The 17843-nt window shown below is 69.8% G+C and carries 17 protein-coding genes and 2 tRNA genes; 8 read left to right on the top strand and 11 right to left on the bottom strand.

Translation table 11 applies throughout. The features are described from left to right. Positions 1-192 precede the first annotated feature (192 nt). Positions 193-858 (top strand): fasciclin domain-containing protein, encoded by a 666-nt coding sequence (locus V2S04_RS04310; protein ID WP_413637224.1) that lies wholly within the window; start codon positions 193-195, stop codon positions 856-858. A gap of 174 nt (positions 859-1032) precedes the next feature. Here V2S04_RS04310 and V2S04_RS04305 read toward each other — a convergent pair. Both V2S04_RS04305 and V2S04_RS04300 read right to left on the bottom strand, forming a co-directional pair. Then, positions 1033-1104 (bottom strand) — tRNA-Lys (locus V2S04_RS04305). Positions 1105-1554: 450 nt separating this feature from the next. Beyond that, on the bottom strand, positions 1555-2037 hold the full coding sequence (locus V2S04_RS04300) for a hypothetical protein (RefSeq protein ID WP_413637223.1): 483 nt from the start codon (positions 2035-2037) through the stop codon (positions 1555-1557). 107 nt (positions 2038-2144) lie between these two features. Between V2S04_RS04300 and V2S04_RS04295 the strand changes: the two genes are divergently transcribed. After that, a complete protein-coding gene (locus tag V2S04_RS04295) occupies positions 2145-2972 on the top strand; it encodes a serine hydrolase domain-containing protein (RefSeq protein ID WP_413637222.1) in 828 nt (275 codons plus the stop codon). Between the two features lie 22 nt (positions 2973-2994). On the opposite strand, the gene V2S04_RS04290 is transcribed toward V2S04_RS04295, so the two are convergent. Next, positions 2995-3666, bottom strand: coding sequence for an IMPACT family protein (locus V2S04_RS04290; protein ID WP_413637221.1), 672 nt, complete (start codon positions 3664-3666; stop codon positions 2995-2997). A gap of 118 nt (positions 3667-3784) precedes the next feature. Here V2S04_RS04290 and V2S04_RS04285 point away from each other — a divergent pair, with 118 nt between their 5' ends. The 4 genes from V2S04_RS04285 to V2S04_RS04270 are packed head-to-tail and all read left to right on the top strand — an operon-like array spanning position 3785 to position 7354. Further along, positions 3785-4333, top strand: a complete 549-nt coding sequence (locus tag V2S04_RS04285; RefSeq protein ID WP_413637220.1) for a type 1 glutamine amidotransferase domain-containing protein — start codon at positions 3785-3787, stop codon at positions 4331-4333. Positions 4334-4389: 56 nt separating this feature from the next. Further along, positions 4390-5067 (top strand): response regulator transcription factor, encoded by a 678-nt coding sequence (locus tag V2S04_RS04280; RefSeq protein WP_413637219.1) that lies wholly within the window; start codon positions 4390-4392, stop codon positions 5065-5067. A gap of 2 nt (positions 5068-5069) precedes the next feature. Next, the gene (locus V2S04_RS04275; protein WP_413637218.1) at positions 5070-6428 is read left to right on the top strand and encodes a sensor histidine kinase; all 1359 of its coding nucleotides are present in this window, start codon (positions 5070-5072) and stop codon (positions 6426-6428) included. 56 nt (positions 6429-6484) lie between these two features. Continuing rightward, a complete protein-coding gene (locus V2S04_RS04270) occupies positions 6485-7354 on the top strand; it encodes a hypothetical protein (RefSeq protein WP_413637217.1) in 870 nt (289 codons plus the stop codon). Positions 7355-7431: 77 nt separating this feature from the next. Here the strand turns inward: V2S04_RS04270 and V2S04_RS04265 are convergent, their stop codons facing one another. Together V2S04_RS04265 and V2S04_RS04260 are read right to left on the bottom strand one after the other, a co-directional pair. After that, complete coding sequence (locus tag V2S04_RS04265; RefSeq protein ID WP_413637216.1) at positions 7432-7977, bottom strand: DUF1697 domain-containing protein; 546 nt, start codon at positions 7975-7977, stop codon at positions 7432-7434. Further along, positions 7974-8552 carry an isochorismatase family protein gene (locus V2S04_RS04260; RefSeq protein WP_413637215.1) on the bottom strand — a complete coding sequence of 193 codons (579 nt, stop codon included), beginning with the start codon at positions 8550-8552 and terminating at the stop codon, positions 7974-7976. The genes V2S04_RS04265 and V2S04_RS04260 overlap by 4 nt, the downstream gene beginning before the upstream one ends. 505 nt (positions 8553-9057) lie before the next feature. Here V2S04_RS04260 and V2S04_RS04255 point away from each other — a divergent pair. Together V2S04_RS04255 and V2S04_RS04250 are read left to right on the top strand one after the other, a co-directional pair. Next, the gene (locus tag V2S04_RS04255) at positions 9058-10725 is read left to right on the top strand and encodes a sodium:solute symporter family protein (protein WP_413637283.1); all 1668 of its coding nucleotides are present in this window, start codon (positions 9058-9060) and stop codon (positions 10723-10725) included. Position 10726: 1 nt separating this feature from the next. Then, on the top strand, positions 10727-10864 hold the full coding sequence (locus V2S04_RS04250) for a putative transporter small subunit (RefSeq protein WP_413637214.1): 138 nt from the start codon (positions 10727-10729) through the stop codon (positions 10862-10864). Between the two features lie 55 nt (positions 10865-10919). Here the strand turns inward: V2S04_RS04250 and V2S04_RS04245 are convergent. From V2S04_RS04245 to V2S04_RS04220, 6 genes are all read right to left on the bottom strand, one after another. After that, positions 10920-10991 (bottom strand) — tRNA-Thr (locus V2S04_RS04245). A gap of 82 nt (positions 10992-11073) precedes the next feature. After that, on the bottom strand, positions 11074-12642 hold the full coding sequence (locus tag V2S04_RS04240) for an alpha/beta hydrolase (RefSeq protein ID WP_413637213.1): 1569 nt from the start codon (positions 12640-12642) through the stop codon (positions 11074-11076). Next, entirely contained in the window at positions 12639-13796 is a 1158-nt protein-coding gene (locus V2S04_RS04235; RefSeq protein ID WP_413637212.1) for a DNA polymerase III subunit delta', read from the bottom strand. Before V2S04_RS04235 ends, V2S04_RS04240 begins: the two co-directional genes overlap by 4 nt. Positions 13797-13857: 61 nt before the next feature. Then, positions 13858-14487: a dTMP kinase gene (gene tmk, locus V2S04_RS04230; protein ID WP_340086323.1), complete on the bottom strand. Its 630-nt coding sequence runs from the start codon at positions 14485-14487 to the stop codon at positions 13858-13860. Then, positions 14484-17366 carry a type I DNA topoisomerase gene (topA, locus tag V2S04_RS04225; RefSeq protein ID WP_413637211.1) on the bottom strand — a complete coding sequence of 961 codons (2883 nt, stop codon included), beginning with the start codon at positions 17364-17366 and terminating at the stop codon, positions 14484-14486. The genes tmk and topA overlap by 4 nt, the downstream gene beginning before the upstream one ends. A gap of 115 nt (positions 17367-17481) precedes the next feature. Then, the gene (locus V2S04_RS04220) at positions 17482-17808 is read right to left on the bottom strand and encodes a helicase (protein ID WP_413637210.1); all 327 of its coding nucleotides are present in this window, start codon (positions 17806-17808) and stop codon (positions 17482-17484) included. Positions 17809-17843: the final 35 nt, after the last annotated feature.

Genomic DNA, 17843 nt, shown 5'->3' with positions numbered 1-17843 from the left:
CGCATCCCTCCTCTCTCGCGCGACCGCCACCCCGTCGATGTGCGGACGGGCGCGCGGGGCATGACCAGCCTCCCGACACCGGTCCTTCGGCTCGGGAAATCGATTCGGATTGGTTCCCATCCGATTCGGAGGGGGTTCCGAACAACCGTCGACGCCGCGGGAGGTCCGCGGCTCGGAACCCCGGAGGTTGAAATGCTCAGCACCAAGAAGAAGATCACCGCCGCTCTCTCGCTCGGGTTCGCCGGCGTGCTCGTCCTGTCCGGATGCACGATGGGAGGCGACTCGAACACGTCGTCGGATTCGGAGTCCATGGCACCCGAGACGTCCGAGACGTCGGAGGCCCCCGAGACGATGGATCCCGCCGCGAACCTCGTCGGTCCTGGCTGCGAGGCCTACGCCGAGCAGGTGCCGGACGGCGACGGCTCCATCGAGGGCATGTCGGAGGACCCGGTCGCCGTGGCAGCATCGAACAACCCGCTGCTCACCACCCTCGTCTCCGCGGTCAGCGGTGAGCTCAACCCCGACGTGAACCTCGTCGACACGCTCAACGGCGACGAGTTCACCGTCTTCGCCCCGGTCGACGACGCCTTCGCCAAGATCGACGCAGCGACGATCGAGGGCCTGAAGACCGACGCCGACACGCTGACGTCGATCCTGACCTACCACGTCGTCCCCGGTCAGATCGCGCCGGCCGACATCGAGGGCATGCACAAGACGGTCCAGGGCGCCGAGCTCGAGGTCACCGGCTCGGGCGACGAGTGGATGGTCAACGACGCCAACGTCATCTGCGGTGGCGTGCAGACCGCGAACGCCACGGTCTACCTCATCGACTCGGTTCTGATGCCCCCGGCACAGTGACCCCGTGACCGCCGTGCAGGAGTGACGCGGTGAGATCGGCCTGTGTGGGGATCCGCGGGCCGACGGAAGCGCCCGCCGACGAGAGTCGGCGGGCGCTTCTGCGTGCGGTGGAGAGTCGGATGCCCTCACTACAGTCACTCGGAACGGAAGGACTCCGCATGACGATCGAAGAGGTGCCCCCGGGGAATTCCGACATCCCGACCCACCGGTTAAAAGCCGGTTGCTCTGCCTCTGAGCTACGGGGGCCGATGCCGCGTGAAAAGCGCTGCGGCACCTGCCAGAAGTCTAAACCACTCACCGATTTCAACCGGAAGTCGGCCCGTCAGGACGGCAGGCAGGAGGTCTGCAGAGAGTGCAACCGCGCCTCGTCACGCGAGTACTACCGGAAGAACCGGGAGCACCACATCCGCGTCATCCGGGCGCGTTCGGATGCCCAGCGGCGCGCATCTCAGACCTTCATCGCCGACCATCTGCGAGAGCATCCCTGCGTCGACTGCGGTGTCACAGACAGGCACGTCCTCGACTTCGACCACCGCCCGGATGCGATCAAGCGGGCCGGCGTGATGCAGATGGTGCGGGACGGGTTCAGCATCCGGATCATCTCGGAGGAGATCGCGAAGTGCGACGTTCGATGCCGCAACTGCCACGCCATCGCGACATATGAGCGGATGCCGCGGACCTGGCGCACCGACGCGGTCAGACCGGCTTCCGACTCTGACGCAGAAGGATCAGCTGGATGATCCACTCGACGACGAGATAGACCCAGCCGGCGATCCAGAGGAAACCGCAGATCAGGGCGAACACCATCGACACCCCGTTGGCCTCGGCAGAGCCGGTCACGCCGAACAGCACGGTCATCGCCGATTCGGAGCCTCCGTCGTCGCCTCCGTCGATCAGGAAGAATCCGACGCCGAGAACTCCCACGGAGGTGATCCATGCGGCGGTGAGCGCGCGCCACGCGCCCCTCGCGTGGCGCAGTACGCCGCTCGGGCGCAGCAGCGCGCTGGCGGCGATCACGACCTGGATCACATATCCCGGGATCAGCAGCCAGCTGCTCCAGATCGCGAGCACGAGCATCCACCCCGGATAGACGAGCTTCACCGCGAAGCCGAACAGCGGGAACAGGATCAGCGCGAGGCCGGCGAGCACCGCAGCGGACCTCGACACTCGCGCGTTCATACGGCGATTCTCGCATGCCCCGACCATGACGCCGCGAGCCCGTATGGGAGGATTTCTACGCGCGCGCCGGGCTGCCGGAACACGCACGCAGACGCTTCGGAGGACGAATGACCGCCATGGACGACGCCCTGACCCAGATCGACGACTGGCAGGTCGGCAGCGCCGCGGTCGTCGTCATCGGCCCCGACGGGTCGCCTCTCGGCTCGCGCGGCGACCTCGACCGGGTCTACCGGCTGGCCTCCGTCACCAAGCCGCTCACCGCGTACGCCGCTCTCGTCGCGGTCGAGGAGGGCGTCTTCGAGCTCGACGACCCTGCGGGCCCCCCGGGGTCGACGGTGCGGCACCTGCTCGCGCACACCTCCGGCCTCGACTTCTCGGAGGACAAGGTGCGCGCAGAGCCCGGCACGCGCCGGATCTACTCGAACCGCGGCTTCGAGGTGCTCGCGCAGACGCTCGAGGCGCGGGCGGAGATCCCGTTCTCGACCTACATCCACGAGGCCGTCTTCGCGCCGCTCGGCATGTCGTCGACCAGGCTCACCGGGTCGGCAGGCGCGGGCGCCGAGTCGACTGCTGCCGACCTCGCGCGCTTCGCCGCCGAGCTGCAGCGCCCCGCGCTGCTCGCCCCGCAGACCCTGGCGCTCGCCACGACCGTGGCGTTCCCCGGCCTCGACGGAGTTCTGCCGGGCTACGGCGTGCAGCGCCCGAACGACTGGGGGCTGGGGTTCGAGCTGCGCGACGGGAAGTCGCCGCACTGGATGTCGGGCGCCAACTCGCCCGACACCTTCGGGCATTTCGGCCAGAGCGGAACGTTCCTGTGGGTCGACCCGCAGGCCCGGGCCGCGTGCGTCGCCCTCGCCGACCGGGACTTCGGCCCGTGGGCGATCGAGGCGTGGCCCCCGCTGTCGGATGCCGTGCTCGCCGCCCTCGCCGGCTGACCCGACCTCGCCCGCTGAGAGCTCACTGCCCCGCGCCGCGCGGCACGTCGACAACCCGCTCCACACCGGTGGCGATCGCGACCACCTCGCCGGCCGAGAGGGCCGCGATCTCGGCCTGCAGTCCGGCCACGGCATCGCCCGGTGCCCACACCACGAACTCCGCCTCCGCCGCGTACGAGGTCTCGCCCAGCACCGCGCCGCTGCGCCCTGTCCAGTCGCGAAGCAGATTGTCGAAGCGCCCGGCATCCGCATGCGACAGCGTGACGCGCACCTGCTGCAGCACCCGACGATCCACCAGCGACGCGAGATCCAGCGCCCCCGACACCGCTGACGAGTAGGCCCGGACCAGCCCGCCCGCTCCCAGCTTGATGCCGCCGAACCAGCGGGTCACCACGGCGACGACATCCGTCAGCTCGCGCCGACGCAGCACCTCGAGCATCGGCACCCCGGCGGTCCCCGACGGCTCGCCGTCATCCGATGACCGGGCCCGGTCACCGAGCAGTCCCGTCACCTGCGCACTGCAGTGGTGACGGGCATCCCAGTGTCGCTTCCTCGCCGCAGCGATCACCGCGTCGGCCTCATCCGCGGAGCCCACGGGAGCCACCAGCGTCAGGAACCGCGACTTGCGGATCACCAGCTCGTGCTCGATCGGGGCGGCGATCGTCGCCGGGGGCGGACGCGAGGGCACGGTCATGCATCCAGGGTATTCAGCCTCCGCCGTATCACGCACCGCGGAGAGCCGCCATCCCCTGCCGTGACGAGCAGACCCGTCGCAGAGTGGCTGCACCCCATCCCCAGCGAAAGGACGCATCATGACGAGCATCTCCGACACGAAGGTCGCCTTCCTCGCGATGAGCGGCTTCGAGGACAGCGAGCTGACCGAACCGTGGCGTGCGGTGACCGACGCAGGCGGCGCGGCGACCATGGTCTCGCCCGAATCCGGCGAGATCACCGGCAAGAACGGCCACGCGCAGCCGGTCGACCTGGCGGTCGCGTCGGCCTCCGCCGACGACTTCGACGCGCTCGTGCTGCCCGGTGGCGTGGTGAACGCCGACCACCTGCGCATGGACCGCGACTCGATCGACTTCGCGCGGGTGTTCTTCGAGCAGCATAAGCCGGTCGGCGTGATCTGCCACGGCGCCTGGATCCTCATCGAGGCCGGTGTCGTCGACGGCCGCACCCTCACCAGCTACCCCAGCCTGACGACCGACCTGCGCAATGCGGGCGCGAACTGGGTCGACGAAGAGGTCGTGGTCGATGCGGGTCTCGTCTCGAGCCGCACCCCCGACGATCTGCCGGCCTTCTGCGCGAAGGTCGTCGAGGAGATCGGCGAGGGCAGGCACCGCGAGCAGCACGCCTGAGGTCGCAGCGGGCGCGCTTCAGGTGCGCTTCAGGATCCTGCCGCCAGACTGTGAGCATGCGGATCCTGCTCGTCGACGATGAAGTGCGACTCGCCGACGGCATCCGACGCGGGCTCGAAGCCGAGCGCATGGTCGTCGACGTCGCCCACGACGGCGTCGACGGCCTCGCTCGCGCACGCGACAACGACTACGACGCGATCGTGCTCGACGTGATGATGCCGGGTATGAGCGGCTACCGCGTGTGCCAGGCGCTGCGGGCCGAAGGCGACTGGACCCCCGTTCTCTTCCTCACCGCGAAGGACGGCGAGTGGGACGAGGTCGAGGGGCTCGACACCGGCGGCGACGACTGGCTCACCAAGCCGTTCTCGTACCCGGTGCTGGTCGCGCGTCTGCGCGCCCTCGTCAGGCGCGGCGTCAGAGAGCGCCCGGCGGTGCTTCAGGCCGGCGACCTGCGGCTCGACCCCGCTGCTCGCCGCGTGTTCCGCGGCGACACCGAGGTCTCGCTCACCGCCCGAGAGCTGGCGGTGCTCGACTTCCTGCTTCGCCGCCGCGACGAGGTCGTCACGAAGGCCGAGATCATCGCCAACGTCTGGGGCGCGGATTTCGACGGCGATGCGAACATCGTCGAGGTGTACATCGGCCACCTGCGCTCGAAGGTGGATCGCCCCTTCGGCCGGGACAGCATCCAGACCGTGCGCGGAGCCGGCTACCGCCTGGTCGGGCGGGATGCCTGAGCATGCCGTCGCCGCTCCGCTCCATCCGCTCGCGCCTGACCATCGGCGCGCTGCTGGTCGTGGCCGTCGCGCTGATCGCGGGATCATTCGCGGCAGTGCAGGTGCTGCGCGCCACTCTGACCGAGAGCGTCTCATCCGCCGTGCAGCAGGACCTCGACACGATCTCGACGCAGCTGGATCGCGGTCCGGGACGGGTGGATGCCATCGACGACGACGTGCTCGTGCGGCTGCAGGGTGCGGGCGACGATCACGGCGACGACGACCACGACGATGACGACGATCGCCCGGCTCCCGCACCCGCACCGGATCAGACCAACGACGACGATGCCAGGGCTCTGCCCGCCCTGGACGACGGCAGCGTGCAGCGCGTCGAGGTCGACGGTGAGCCGTACCTGGCGGCGAGCGAGCACACCGACCGCGGCACGCTGACGGTCGCGCGGCCTCTCGCCGGCGTCAACGAGGCGGTGTCGGCCTCGTCTGCGCTGCTGGCGGTCGCCGTGCCCCTCGTGCTCGGCCTCGTCGGGCTGGTGATGTGGGTCGTCGCGACACGAGCGCTCGCTCCTGTCGAGCGGCTGCGCCGGCAGGTGGATGCCATCGACGCCGCCGGCCTCGACCGACGGGTGGATGCCGCGCGAGACGACGAGCTCGGCGCGCTGGCGCACACCATGAACCGGATGCTGGATCGCCTGGAGCAGTCGCAGATCACTCAGCGCCGGTTCGTGAGCGACGCGTCGCACGAGCTGCGCTCGCCCCTCGCGACCATCCGCCAGCATGCGGAGCTCGCCGCCGCGCACCCCGAGGCGAGCTCCCTGCCCGTGCTCAGTCGCGTCGTCCTCGACGAGGGAGAGCGCATGCAGGAACTCGTCGAGGGACTGCTGCTGCTGGCCAGGCTCGACGAGGGCCGTGGTGCGGCGATGGCACCCACGGACGTCGATGACATCGCCCTCGCCGAGGTGCAGAGGCTGCGTGGAATGGGCATCGCCGTGGACGCGCGGGGCATCGGCCCGGGCCGTGTCACCGGCAGCGCGTCTCTGCTCGCGAGAGCGGTGCGCAATCTCGCCGACAACGCCGCGCGCCACGCCGGCCGGCAGGTGATCGTCCGCGTCTTCGAGCGCGACGACCGGGTGATTCTGCAGGTCGAGGATGACGGCTCTGGCATCCCGGCCGAGCAGCGCGAGCACATCTTCGACCGCTTCGTCCGCCTCGACGAGGCGAGGGCACGGGATGCCGGTGGCAGCGGCCTCGGGCTGGCGATCGTCCGTGAGATCGCGCTCGCGCACGGCGGCACGATCACGGCATCCGACGGCGCGTCAGGCGGCGCTCTGATGACTCTGTCGCTCCCCCGCGCAGCCGAAGCCTGAAGACGTCTTCAGGCGGCTTCAGGAGCCCTTCACCCCCCGCGGAGCAGAGTGGAGACATGGACACTGACGAGAAGACCCCCGCCCCCTCCGACGACCGCGACCGCCGCGACGCCGCGCAGGCCGACGGCACGCAGGCCGAGAGCACGGGCGCCGAGACTCCTACCGAGCGTCTCGATGAGGCATCCGCTCCCGCCGCTGCACCGACGGCATCCGCTGATTCCGCCACGCCCGCGACCGACGCCGGCCGGCGCAGCCGGCGAACCCGCAACACCCTGATCGGCGTGGGCGCGGGCGTCGCCCTGCTCGCTTTCGGCGGCGGCGCGTTCGCGATCGGCAACGCGGTGGGCGACGATGACGACGACGACCGGCCCCGCATGCACGCTCCGGCTGCTCCGGGCGGCGACGCCCGCGGCGAACAGCCCGGCCACGGCGAACCGGGCGACGACCACGGCGGCGACCGCGACGGTGACCGCCGAGGAGACGACAGCGCGGGCGCATCCGCGCCGGCCGACGCAGCAGCGCTGCGCGCAGCGGCAGAGGCGGCCATCGCGCACGCATCGGCCGAGGGAATCACCTCGATCGAGATCGAGCGCGGCGGCTATGACATCGACGCCCGGCTCGCCGACGGCACCGAGCAGGACCTTTTCGTGACGGCCGATGGCGCGGTGCGCGAGCGCGGGAACGACGACGACGACGTCGAGACGGACGACGACCCGCTGATCGATCTGGCGGAGCTCGGCGACATCCTCGCGGCGGCGCAGTCGGCTGCGACAGACGCGGGAGCCACCGAGACCACCTTCCACGCGCTCTCGACGAGCACCTCCGGCGCGCTGTACGAGGCCGAGCTGCGCCAGGGCGCCCGGGACGAGGTCGAGGTCGAGCTCGACGCCGACCTCAGCACCGTGCGCGTCGACATCGACGGCTGAGACTCGCTCTCAGGGCCCGGGCCGGGCATCGTCCGGCCCGAGCCCGTCTGGCGCCCGGGTCAGTCGACAGTCGCGGCTCAGTCGGCCGCCGTCAGCCGTACGAGAGTCCGCAGCGTGTTGCGGTTGCGTGCTGTTCCCGCCGTGCCCAGCGCGCGATCGAGCACCGGGCGGGTGAGCTTGGTGGAGGCGACACCGCCGGGCCCGTAGTCGATCCATAGGTCGCGGCCGACGAGGGCGATCCGCTCCCCCGGCTGCAGCCGGGCGCGAAGCTGCTCGACGGCGCCCGCGGCCGGGTCCCCTTCGAGGAACATCGTGTGCACCATCTTGTCGAGCGGCGCGTCGGCGAACGGGTCGTCGCGCTCGGCCCGTGCGAGCTGGCCGTGCGTGCGGGCGATGACCGGGGTGTCGACCCCGAACTCCTCGGCGATCAGCGCTCGTGCGCTCGCGCAGGCCGCGTCGAGGGCATCCGGCGCATCGCAGATGACATTGCCGCTGGCGATGTACGTCGACACGTTCCGCAGCCCGCCGCGAGACTGCAGCAGCGCCCGCAGCTGCGCCATCGGCACGCGATTCGCCCCCGAGACGTTCACCGCGCGCAGCAGCAGAGCGCACCGCTCGCTCATGCGCCGGCCGTCGTCAGTTCGGCACCCGCGTGCGCGAGCTCGGCGAGCGCCGCCGCGCTCGACTCGGCCGCGACGCCGGCGACGAGGTCGGTGAACACGCGCACCCGGATGCCGTGGCCGATGGCGTCCAGCGCCGTGGCGCGCACGCAGTGGTCGGTGGCGATCCCGACCACATCGGCGTCGGTCACGCCGTGCGCGGCGAGGATCTCTGCGGTGCGCTCCCCGCTCTCGGTCACGCCCTCGAACATCGAATACGCCGGGACGCCCTGCCCCTTGCGCACGTGATGGGTGATCCCCGCCGTGTCGAGCAGCGGGTCGTACTCGGCACCCGGCGTTCCGGCGACGCAGTGCACCGGCCACGTGGCGACGTAGTCGGGCTGCGGTGAGATGTGCCCGCCGTTGTCGCTGTCGGGATCGTGCCAGTCACGCGATGCGACGATGACCTCGTAGTCGGCGGCGTGCCCGGCGAGCAGCGCGGACACCGCGGCGGCCACCGCGTCGCCTCCCGCCACGGCGAGCGCACCGCCCTCGGTGAAGTCGTTCTGCACGTCGACGATGAGAAGAGCCCTGGTCATGCACCGAGCGTACGCGCCAGGATGGGTCGGGAGGTGCTCTCCTGACGTGGGTGTGGAGCGGCATTTGACTTGCCCGGGCCGATTGCTACCGTGGAGAAGCGGGCCGGACACGCTCGCAGCGCTGCCGCCCGCTCACGAGCGCACGCCCGCCTGAGGATCCGAGATCCATCGACGGGCGCGCCACGACGAACCGCCTGCGTCGTGAGCAGCGCACGTCCTCTCCGGCTCGCGCGGTGGCTTCGGCCGTCCGCGCACGCGCGCGTCACCTCCTCGGCGAGAGGGACCTCTGCGCGCGTGTCCACCGAGAGAAGGAACCGTATGCCGGCCATCGCCCGACCCGCCCTCACGCTCCCCGTTCGTCTGCACACCGGCCCCATCAAAGCCACACTCCCCTCCCGTTAGCGCTCTCTCGTCCTGATATCCGGCCCTCACGCCGGTCCCTTCGACAAGAGAGAGAAACGTGGACAACCTGCAAACCCTCGCCGGACCCGTCGTGGTCCTGCTCATGCTGCTGTTCTTCGGCGGCAGCCTGTACATGTCGCTGCGCATCCGCAAGCGCACCGAGAACGCCGACGGCTACATGACCGGCGGCGGAAAGATCGGATTCGGCATCTCGGCGGCCTCCATGACCGCCACCTGGATCTGGGCGGCGTCGATGTACGCCTCCGCCACCTCCGGATACACCTACGGCATCTCCGGACCCATCCACTACGGCCTGTGGGGCGCGCTGATGATCCTGCTCATTTACCCATTCGGCCGACGCATCCGTCAGGTCGCGCCGAAGGCGCACACCATCGCCGAGGTCATGTTCGCCCGCCACGGACGCTCCAGCCAGCTCATGCTCGCCGGATCGAACGTGCTCGGCAGTGTCATCAGCCTCACCTCCAACCTCATCGCCGGCGGCGCGCTGATCGACATGCTCTCGCCCTTCACGTTCACCCAGGGCATCCTGGCGATCGGCGCGGGCGTGCTGCTGTACACGCTGTGGTCGGGATTCCGCGCCTCGGTCCTCACCGACTTCGCCCAGGTGTGCGCGATGCTGGGCGCCGTGATCGTGATCATCCCCGTGGTGTTCTTCGCCGCGGGCGGTCCGAGTCTGTTCGAGACCGGTGCGTCGAACCTCACCCCTCAGCAGGCCGACTTCTTCTCGTCCGACGCGTTCTTCAACCAGGGCGCCCCATACATCGCGGCCGTCCTGGCCTACGCCATCGGCAATCAGACGATCGCGCAGCGCCTGTTCGCCGTGCGTGAGGACCTGATCAAGAAGACCTTCATCACGGCGACCTTCGGGTACGGGGCCACGATCATCGGCATCGGGATGCTCGGTGTGATCGCCCTGTACGCCGGGATCACGCCGGTGGGCGGCGACGTGAACAACCTGATCCCGCAGATGGCCGCCACCTACCTGTCGCCGCTGCTGCTGTGCATCTTCTTCGTCATGATCATCGGCTCGCTGTCATCTACCGCTGACGCCGACCTGACCGCCCTGTCGTCGATCGTGATGGCCGACCTCTACGGTCAGAACATCGCGGGAAAGAAGAAGGCGAACCCGCGCACGATGGTGCTGATCGGGCGCATCACCATGATCGTCGCGATGGTGGCCGGACTGTACTTCGCCGGCAGCCAGTTCAACATCCTCGACCTGCTGGTCTTCGTCGGTGCGCTGTGGGGCGCGCTGGTGTTCCCGGTGATCGCGAGCTTCTACTGGAACCGCGTGACGAACCTCGCCTTCTCGGTCTCGGTGGTGGTCGCTCTCGCCACGTTCCTGCCCGTGCGCTTCGAGTGGATCGACCTCGACGGTCCGCTCGGCCTCGTCGCGGACGTGCTCTCCACCGTCGGCATCGGCGTCGTGCTGGGCCTGATGGCCTTCGGCTTCTTCGGCAAGCGCGTGGCGCTGATCGTGGGCACCGTGGCGACGCTGGCATCCGCACCCTTCGCGATCGGATTCCTGCACACCTACCCGGTGCTGTCGGGTTCGCTGATCGCGTACGCCGTGTCGACCATCGTCTGCGTGGCGCTGACGCTGCCGAGCCGGAAGCCGGACTTCGACTTCGAGCTGATCAAGCAGCGCACCGGCGACTTCGACTCGGTCGACACCGACGAGCTGAACGCCGAGCTGGCGCAGCTCACCGACGCCGACCGGCCGCTGACCGCCGATGAAGAGAGGAGATGACATGGAGATGTCGACCATCGCACTGACCGCCTACCTGCTTGTGTGGCCGCTGATCGTCGCGGGCACCCTCACCGTGATCGTCCGGGCCTTCGTGAAGGAGGCCAGGGCGGCGAAGTCCGAGGGCCGTTCGATCATCTGATCGTCGCCCGTGCACGCCGAAGGGCCCGGGATGCATCATCCCGGGCCCTTTCTCGAGCCACCTGTCAGGATCGAACTGACGGCCTTCCCATTACGAGTGGGATGCTCTACCACTGAGCTAAGGTGGCGTGCGCAGCGGACTGCGGCACAAGCAATGATCCTACTACGACGATCCGGCGTGCGCGAAACCGAGCAGGGCCCGGACTGCGGTCACTCGCACCGCAGCCCGTCGTCGGGAACCGTCCCGTCGATGAGGAAGCCCTCGACGGCCGTGTCGACGCAGCTGCTGCCCTTGTTGTAGCCGGTGTGCCCCTCGCCGACCCGTGTGACGAGCACTCCGTTCTCGAGCTGCTCGGCGAGCGACTGCGACCACTCGTACGGCGTCGCCGGATCGTTGGTGGTGCCGACGACGACGATCGGTCCGGAGCCGGATGCGGCGATCGCCTCGCGGACGCCGACGGGATCGTGCGGCCAGACCTCGCAGGGGTCGGGGCCCTGCCAGTACGGCGCGAACGTCGGCGCGAGCTTCTCGATCTTCGCCATCGCCGCGTCCTCGGCGGCCTGATCGTCCTCCACGGGATAGTCCATGCAGTTGTACGCCCGGAACGCCTCGGATGAGTTGTCGGCGTAGGTCCCATCGGGCAGGCGCCCGTTGTAGCTGTCGGCGAGGGCGAACAGCCCGGACGGGTCCCCCTGCAGAACCGAGGTGAGCCCCTGCGTCAGATAGGGCCAGCTCTCCTCGCTGTACATCGCGGTGATCACGCCGGTGATCATCGTGTCGACGGTCAGCATGCGCCCGTCGCCGTTCTCGAGCGGCGTGCGCGCGACGACGGCCAGCAGCGCCTGCAGATCGGCGGTGGCCTCATCGACCGAGCCGTTGAAGGGGCAGTCCGAGTTCGCGACGCAGTCGGCGAGGTAGGCGCGCAGCGCCGATTCGAAGCCGACGGCCTGCGTCGTGCCGACCTCCAGTCCGGGAACAGCCGGGTCGATCGCACCGTCCAGCACGAGCCGCTGCGCGCGCTCGGGGAACAGCTTGGCGTAGGTCGCGCCGAGGAAGGTGCCGTACGAGTAGCCGAGGTAGTTCAGCGTCGTGTCGCCGAGCACCGCGCGGATCAGGTCCATGTCGCGTGCGGAGTTCACCGTGGTGATGAAGGGCAGCAGTCCGTCGCTGTTCGCCTCGCACGCATCGGCATACTGCTGATTGCGCGCCGTGAGCTCGGCCTCCCATTCGGGGGTGCCGCGAGGAGCGTCGATGACGCCGTAGTTGTACTCGTCCATCTGCTCGTCGTCCAGACAGGCGACGGCGCTGGAGCGACCGACCCCACGGGGGTCGAAGCCGATGACGTCGAACCGCTCGATGAGGTCGGCGCCGACCGCGTACTCGAGGCTGTCGGCGACGAAGTCGTATCCGCTCGACCCCGGTCCGCCCGGGTTGATAAGCAGCGACCCCTGGAATTCGCCGGTGGCCTGGTGACGGACGATCTCGAGCGCGAGGTCGCCCGCCGACGGGTTCTCCCAGTCGCGCGGCGCGGTGATCTCGGCGCAGTCGAAGCGGGCGCCGCATACCTCCCAGGTGATCTTCTGCGAGTAGTACGGCAGCAGCTCATCCGACACCCCTGTCGTGTCGGGCTCGCGGACGACCGAGCTGCGCGCGTCGGGGATCTGCGAGTAGAGGCAGCCGGTGAGCCCGACGGATGCCGCGGCGAGGCCGGCGAGCACGGCCGCGGCACGGCGCAGCAGGCCGGTCGATCGAGACCGGGATGAGGATCGGCGGTTCACGGGGTCCTTCCGCTGGAGACGGTCACGAGAAGGCTCTCGACGGCGAGCAGCGGAGCGACGTTGCGCTCCAGGGATTCGCGGGTGTCGGCGACGGCATCCAGCACGAGGATGGTGCGCTCGACCGGCCACGCCTGCGCGATCCGGCTGAGCTCATCACGCAATTCGACGTTGATCAGTCCGTCGCCGCGCCCGAACTGCAGCATGACGACATCCCGGTACAGCGACTGCAGGTCGGTGAGCACCCGGTCGATCCCGTCGCGCAGGCTGCGCGTGGCGCGCTTGCGCTGATCGTCTTCGAGGGCGCTGACCTGCGCGCGCAGCGCCTGCGGAACCGCCTGCCCCTCGGCGATGCCCAAGGTGCGCAACAGGGCCGCGCGTTCCGCCGCATCGCGCTCGGCGGTGAGCGCCTTGGCGTCGTCGGTCGCCGCCTGGATGATTCTGCCCGCCACTTCGACGGCCGTGCTGACGCCGCGGACGCCGAGCACCGCGCGGAGGGTCTCGTCGCGCCGACGGCGAGCGTCGTCGTCGGTCGCCAGACGCTGCGCCATGCCGATGTGCCGCTGCGCATGCCGGGCGGCCTGCTCGGCGACGACGGGATCGGCGCCGGTGCGGGCGGCGATCAGGCGCGCGACGTCGTCGACGTCGGGCTCGCGCAGGCGCAGGGCGCGCACGCGTGAGCGGATGGTGGGCAGCAGATCGGCTTCGCTGGGGGCGCAGAGCACCCATACGGTCTTCTCGGGCGGCTCTTCGAGCGCCTTGAGGAGCACGTTCGAGGTGCGCTCGACCATACGATCGGCGTCTTCGACGACGATCACACGATAGCGTCCGGCGGAGGGGGCGAAATACGACCGCTCGACCAGCGCCCGCGCCTCGGCGATCGTGATGATGACCTTGTCGGTGCGCAGCGCCGTGACATCCGGATGCGTGCGCGCCAGCACCTGACGCATCGTGGCCTCGTCGTCGGGTGCATCGGCGATGAGGGCCGCTGCGAACGCGTACGCCAGCGTCGAGCGCCCCGACCCTGGCGGTCCGGTGATCAGCCAGGCGTGCGACAGCGACGCCGGGTCGGCAGCAGCCTGACGCAGAGTCTGCACCGCGGCATCCTGACCCCACACGTCCGTCCAGGGGAACGGCGCGGTCGCGAGGGCTGTCATGCTCTCCAGCCTAACCGCGGGCCCGACATCGGCCGGTCGATCGGCCGGGTCCCGAAGCGGCTCAGACGAGCACCGACATGCGCGCGCGGATCAGCACGGCGATGTCGTCGGGATCGAGCGACGCGTCGACGACGAGGAACCGCTGCGGCTCGGCGGCAGCGAGCTCGAGGTAGGCCGAGCGCACGCGCGCGTGGAACTCCTCCTTCTCGGCCTCCAGCCGGTCGAACGGCTTGTCGTCGGCGTCCAGGCGGCGACGCGCGGTCGCAGGATCGAGGTCGAGCAGCACCGTCAGGTCGGGAAGCGCGCCCTCGGTGGCCCACAGCGACAGATCGCGCACCTCACCGGCGTCGAGCACGCGGCCGGCGCCCTGATAGGCCACTGACGAGTCGAGGTAACGGTCCTGGAGGACCACCTCACCGCGCTCCAGCGCCGGGCGCACGACCGTCGCGACGTGGTGCGCCCGATCGGCCGCGTACAGCAGCGCCTCGGCCCGCGGTGCGATGTCGCCGCGGTGGTGCAGCACGATGTCGCGGATCAGCGCTCCGACCTCCGACCCGCCGGGTTCGCGGGTGCGCAGCACCGTGCGCCCGCGCTGCTGCAGCCAGTCGGCGAGCAGACGCGCCTGGGTGGTCTTGCCGGAGCCGTCGCCCCCCTCCAGCGTGATCCACAGGCCGGAGCGCCCCGAGGTCACGAGCCTGCCCGGCTCGCGGCGCGCGCTGCGTCGGCCTTCGCGATGGCGTTCGCCTTGCGGGTGGCGGCCGCCTTCTTCGCCGCGGCCGAGCGAGCGGCCGCCTTGTCCTCGTCGGTCACTTCGTCTCGCTGCGCTCGCTCAGTGCGCCGCTTCGCGGGTGCCTTCTTCGCTGCAGTCTTCTTCGCCGCAGACTTCTTGGCTGGGGCCTTCTTCGCGGGGGCCTTCTTCGCGGCCCCGCGCTTGGGCGCAGGGCCCTTCGCACGCTTGTCGGCGAGCATCTGCACGGCGATCTCGAAGGTGATGTCGTCGGGTGTCTGACCACGCGGGATGGTCACGTTGGTCTCACCGTCGGTGACGTAGGCGCCGAAGCGGCCGTCGCGGATGCGGATCGGCTTGCCGCTGACCGGGTCCGCCTCGAACTCCTTCAGAGCGCTGGACGCCTTCCGCGCGCCGTACTTCGGCTGCGCGTACAGCTCGAGAGCCTGCTCGAGGGTCACGTCGAAGATCTGCGATTCGCTCTCCAGCGAGCGCGAGTCGGTGCCCTTCTTCAGATACGGCCCGAAGCGACCGTTCTGCGCGGTGATCTCCTCACCCGTCGCGGGGTCGGTTCCGACGACGCGCGGCAGGCTGAGCAGCTGCAGCGCCGTGTCGAGGTCGATCGTGTCGACCGACATCGAGCGGAACAGCGACGCGGTGCGGGGCTTGGGCGCCGCCTCCTTCTTCGACTTCTTCTTGGGCTTGTCGACGACCTCGCCCGTCGCCTCGTCGACCGCGTCGTCGTCCGACACGGGATCGTTCTCCTGCACGTACGGTCCGAAGCGACCGTCTTTGACGACGATGACCTTGCCGTTCTCGGGGTTCTCGCCGAGAACGCGGTCGCCGGCGACCGGCGCATCGATCAGCTCGCGGGCCTTGGCTGCGGTGAGCTCGTCGGGCGCGAGGTCTTCGGGCACGTTCACGATGCGCGGCTTGGCGTCGGGGTTCGCCGGGTCGACGACCTCGAGGTACGGGCCGTACTTGCCGAAGCGCAGGGTGGCGTCGTCGGTTATCGGCGTCGAGTTCAGCGCGCGCGCGTCGATCTCGCCGAGGTTGTCGACGACCTGACGCAGACCCACCTGCTTCTCGGACCCGTAGTAGAAGGACTTCAGCCACTCCACGCGCTTCTGCTCGCCGCGCGCGATCGCGTCGAGGTCGTCTTCGAGGGCAGCGGTGAAGTCGTAGTCGATCAGGTCGGCGAAGTGCTGCTCGAGCAGACGCACGACGCTGAACGCGAGCCACGTGGGCACGAGCGCCTGACCGCGCTTGGTCGCGTATCCGCGGTCGATGACCGTGCCGATGATGCTGGCGAACGTCGAGGGGCGGCCGATGCCGTGCTCCTCGAGCGCCTTCACCAGCGATGCCTCGGTGTACCGCGGCTTGGGTGTGGTGCGGTGGCCCTTCGCGACCGACTCGCTCATCGCCAGCTCGTCGCCGACGGCGACGGCGGGCAGCGACTGATCGGCCGAGCTGTCCTGCGCGTTGCGCTTCTCGTCGCGACCCTCCTCGTACGCCTCGAGGAAGCCCTTGAACGTGTAGACGGTTCCGGAGGCGGTGAACTCGACCCGCTTGCCGGCGGCCTGCGCCTCGAGGGTGACCGTGGTGGTCTCGTACTTGGCATCCGACATCTGGCTGGCGACGGTGCGCTTCCAGATCAGGTCGTATAGACGCTGCTCCTCCCGGTCGAGACCGGAGGAGACGGATGCCGGGGTGCGGAAAGTCTCACCCGACGGGCGGATGGCTTCGTGGGCCTCCTGCGCGTTCTTGCTCTTGGACTTGTAGACCCGCGGCTTCAGGGGCACGGCAGCGTCGCCGTACAAGGCGACGGCCTGGCTGCGCGCCGCCTGGATCGCCTGCGTGCTCAGCGCGACCGAGTCGGTGCGCATGTAGGTGATGTAGCCCTTCTCGTACAGGCGCTGGGCGACGCTCATCGCCTGCTTGGCGCTCATCGAGAGCTTGCGTCCGGCCTCCTGCTGCAGGGTGGAGGTGGTGAACGGGGCGTAGGGGCTGCGGGTTCCCGGCTTCGCCTCGACCTTGGTGACCGTGGCGGCGCCTGCCGCGTCGACCGCGGCGGCGAGCGCCTCGGCGTCTGCCTCGGAGAGCACAACGACGGCCTTCTTCAGCTTTCCCTCGTCGTCGAAGTCGGTTCCGCGGGCGAGCTGCCCGCCGTCGACGCGGACCAGGCGCACACCGAACGCGGCGCCGGCAGAGGATGCCTGCGACTCGACATCCCAGTACTCGGCGGAGACGAACGCCATGCGCTCGCGCTCGCGCTCGACGACCATGCGCGTCGCGGCCGACTGGACGCGGCCGGCCGACAGGCCGGACTTGACCTTGTACCAGAGCACGGGCGAGACGTCCCAGCCGTAGAGCCGGTCGAGGATGCGACGGGTCTCCTGGGCGTCGACGAGGGCGAGGTCGAGCTCACGGGTGTTGCCGACGGCGGCCTGGATGGCGTCCTTGGTGATCTCATGGAACACCATCCGCTTGACGGGGACCTTGGGCTTGAGCGTCTCGAGCAGGTGCCAGGCGATGGCCTCACCCTCGCGGTCCTCATCTGTGGCGAGGAGGACCTCGTCGGCGGACTTCAGGGCGCGGCGCAGCTCGGCGACCGTCTTGGTCTTGCGGTCGGACACCACGTAGTACGGGTCGAAGTCGTTCTCGACGTCGATGGAGTACTTGCCGTACGCCTTCTTGTCGTCAGCGGGGATGTCCTTCTTGTCGGCGAGGTCGCGGATGTGACCGACCGAGCTGAGCACCTGGTACCCGTCGCCGAGGTATCCCTGGATCGACCGCATCTTCGTCGGGGACTCGACGATGACGAGCTTCTTGCCTTCTGCCAAGGGGCGTCCTTTCTTCGAAGCACACCATACACACCGCCATCCCGGCGTGAGCCGAGAGATCCGCATGACGAATCATCGGCGAAGACGCGCGGGCGGTGCGAGGGGCGTCGCCCAGTCAGCTGTTCGGGGGTCCCGCTCGGGCACGGGCGACGGCGACCAGTCCAGAGTACGCGGATCTGACCTCGACCGTCGCCGTGAGGGCGTCGAGCGTGCAGGAGACGAGCTCTGACCGGGATGCCTGCGCCACCCGCGCGGCGACGACGCAGGGCGCCCCGCCGGTGGCGACCGCGCCGGATGCGGCATCCGCCGCGGCGAGCGCCGCCGCGTCCGCCGCGCCCGCAGCGCGCTGAGCGGTGGCGGCCGCGCCGCCCACCGCGGTCAGGCCGAGGGAGAGGGTCGCCGCGACGACGACCACGCCCGCGGCGAGTGCGGTCCCACTCATGTGACGCCCCTTCCCCGTGTCACGGCGTGCTGCGC

It is taken from the genome of Microbacterium sp. OR21 (assembly GCF_047306785.1).
GTDB lineage: Bacteria > Actinomycetota > Actinomycetes > Actinomycetales > Microbacteriaceae > Microbacterium > Microbacterium esteraromaticum_E.
The sequence above is the reverse complement of the archived record's forward strand: the minus strand, read 5'-3'. Positions and strand labels throughout refer to the sequence as shown.

Bases quoted from the DNA above. Each gene is read 5' to 3' on its own strand.
- V2S04_RS04270 (WP_413637217.1), top strand. From the start codon at position 6,485: ATGGACACTGACGAGAAGACCCCCGCCCCCTCCGACGACCGCGACCGC.
- V2S04_RS04220 (WP_413637210.1), bottom strand. From the start codon at position 17,808: ATGAGTGGGACCGCACTCGCCGCGGGCGTGGTCGTCGTCGCGGCGACC.
- V2S04_RS04280 (WP_413637219.1), top strand. From the start codon at position 4,390: ATGCGGATCCTGCTCGTCGACGATGAAGTGCGACTCGCCGACGGCATC.
- V2S04_RS04265 (WP_413637216.1), bottom strand. From the start codon at position 7,977: ATGAGCGAGCGGTGCGCTCTGCTGCTGCGCGCGGTGAACGTCTCGGGG.
- V2S04_RS04255 (WP_413637283.1), top strand. From the start codon at position 9,058: ATGCTGCTGTTCTTCGGCGGCAGCCTGTACATGTCGCTGCGCATCCGC.
- V2S04_RS04310 (WP_413637224.1), top strand. From the start codon at position 193: ATGCTCAGCACCAAGAAGAAGATCACCGCCGCTCTCTCGCTCGGGTTC.
- V2S04_RS04285 (WP_413637220.1), top strand. From the start codon at position 3,785: ATGACGAGCATCTCCGACACGAAGGTCGCCTTCCTCGCGATGAGCGGC.
- V2S04_RS04235 (WP_413637212.1), bottom strand. From the start codon at position 13,796: ATGACAGCCCTCGCGACCGCGCCGTTCCCCTGGACGGACGTGTGGGGT.
- V2S04_RS04290 (WP_413637221.1), bottom strand. From the start codon at position 3,666: ATGACCGTGCCCTCGCGTCCGCCCCCGGCGACGATCGCCGCCCCGATC.
- V2S04_RS04275 (WP_413637218.1), top strand. From the start codon at position 5,070: ATGCCGTCGCCGCTCCGCTCCATCCGCTCGCGCCTGACCATCGGCGCG.
- V2S04_RS04260 (WP_413637215.1), bottom strand. From the start codon at position 8,552: ATGACCAGGGCTCTTCTCATCGTCGACGTGCAGAACGACTTCACCGAG.
- V2S04_RS04250 (WP_413637214.1), top strand. From the start codon at position 10,727: ATGGAGATGTCGACCATCGCACTGACCGCCTACCTGCTTGTGTGGCCG.
- V2S04_RS04300 (WP_413637223.1), bottom strand. From the start codon at position 2,037: ATGAACGCGCGAGTGTCGAGGTCCGCTGCGGTGCTCGCCGGCCTCGCG.
- V2S04_RS04295 (WP_413637222.1), top strand. From the start codon at position 2,145: ATGACCGCCATGGACGACGCCCTGACCCAGATCGACGACTGGCAGGTC.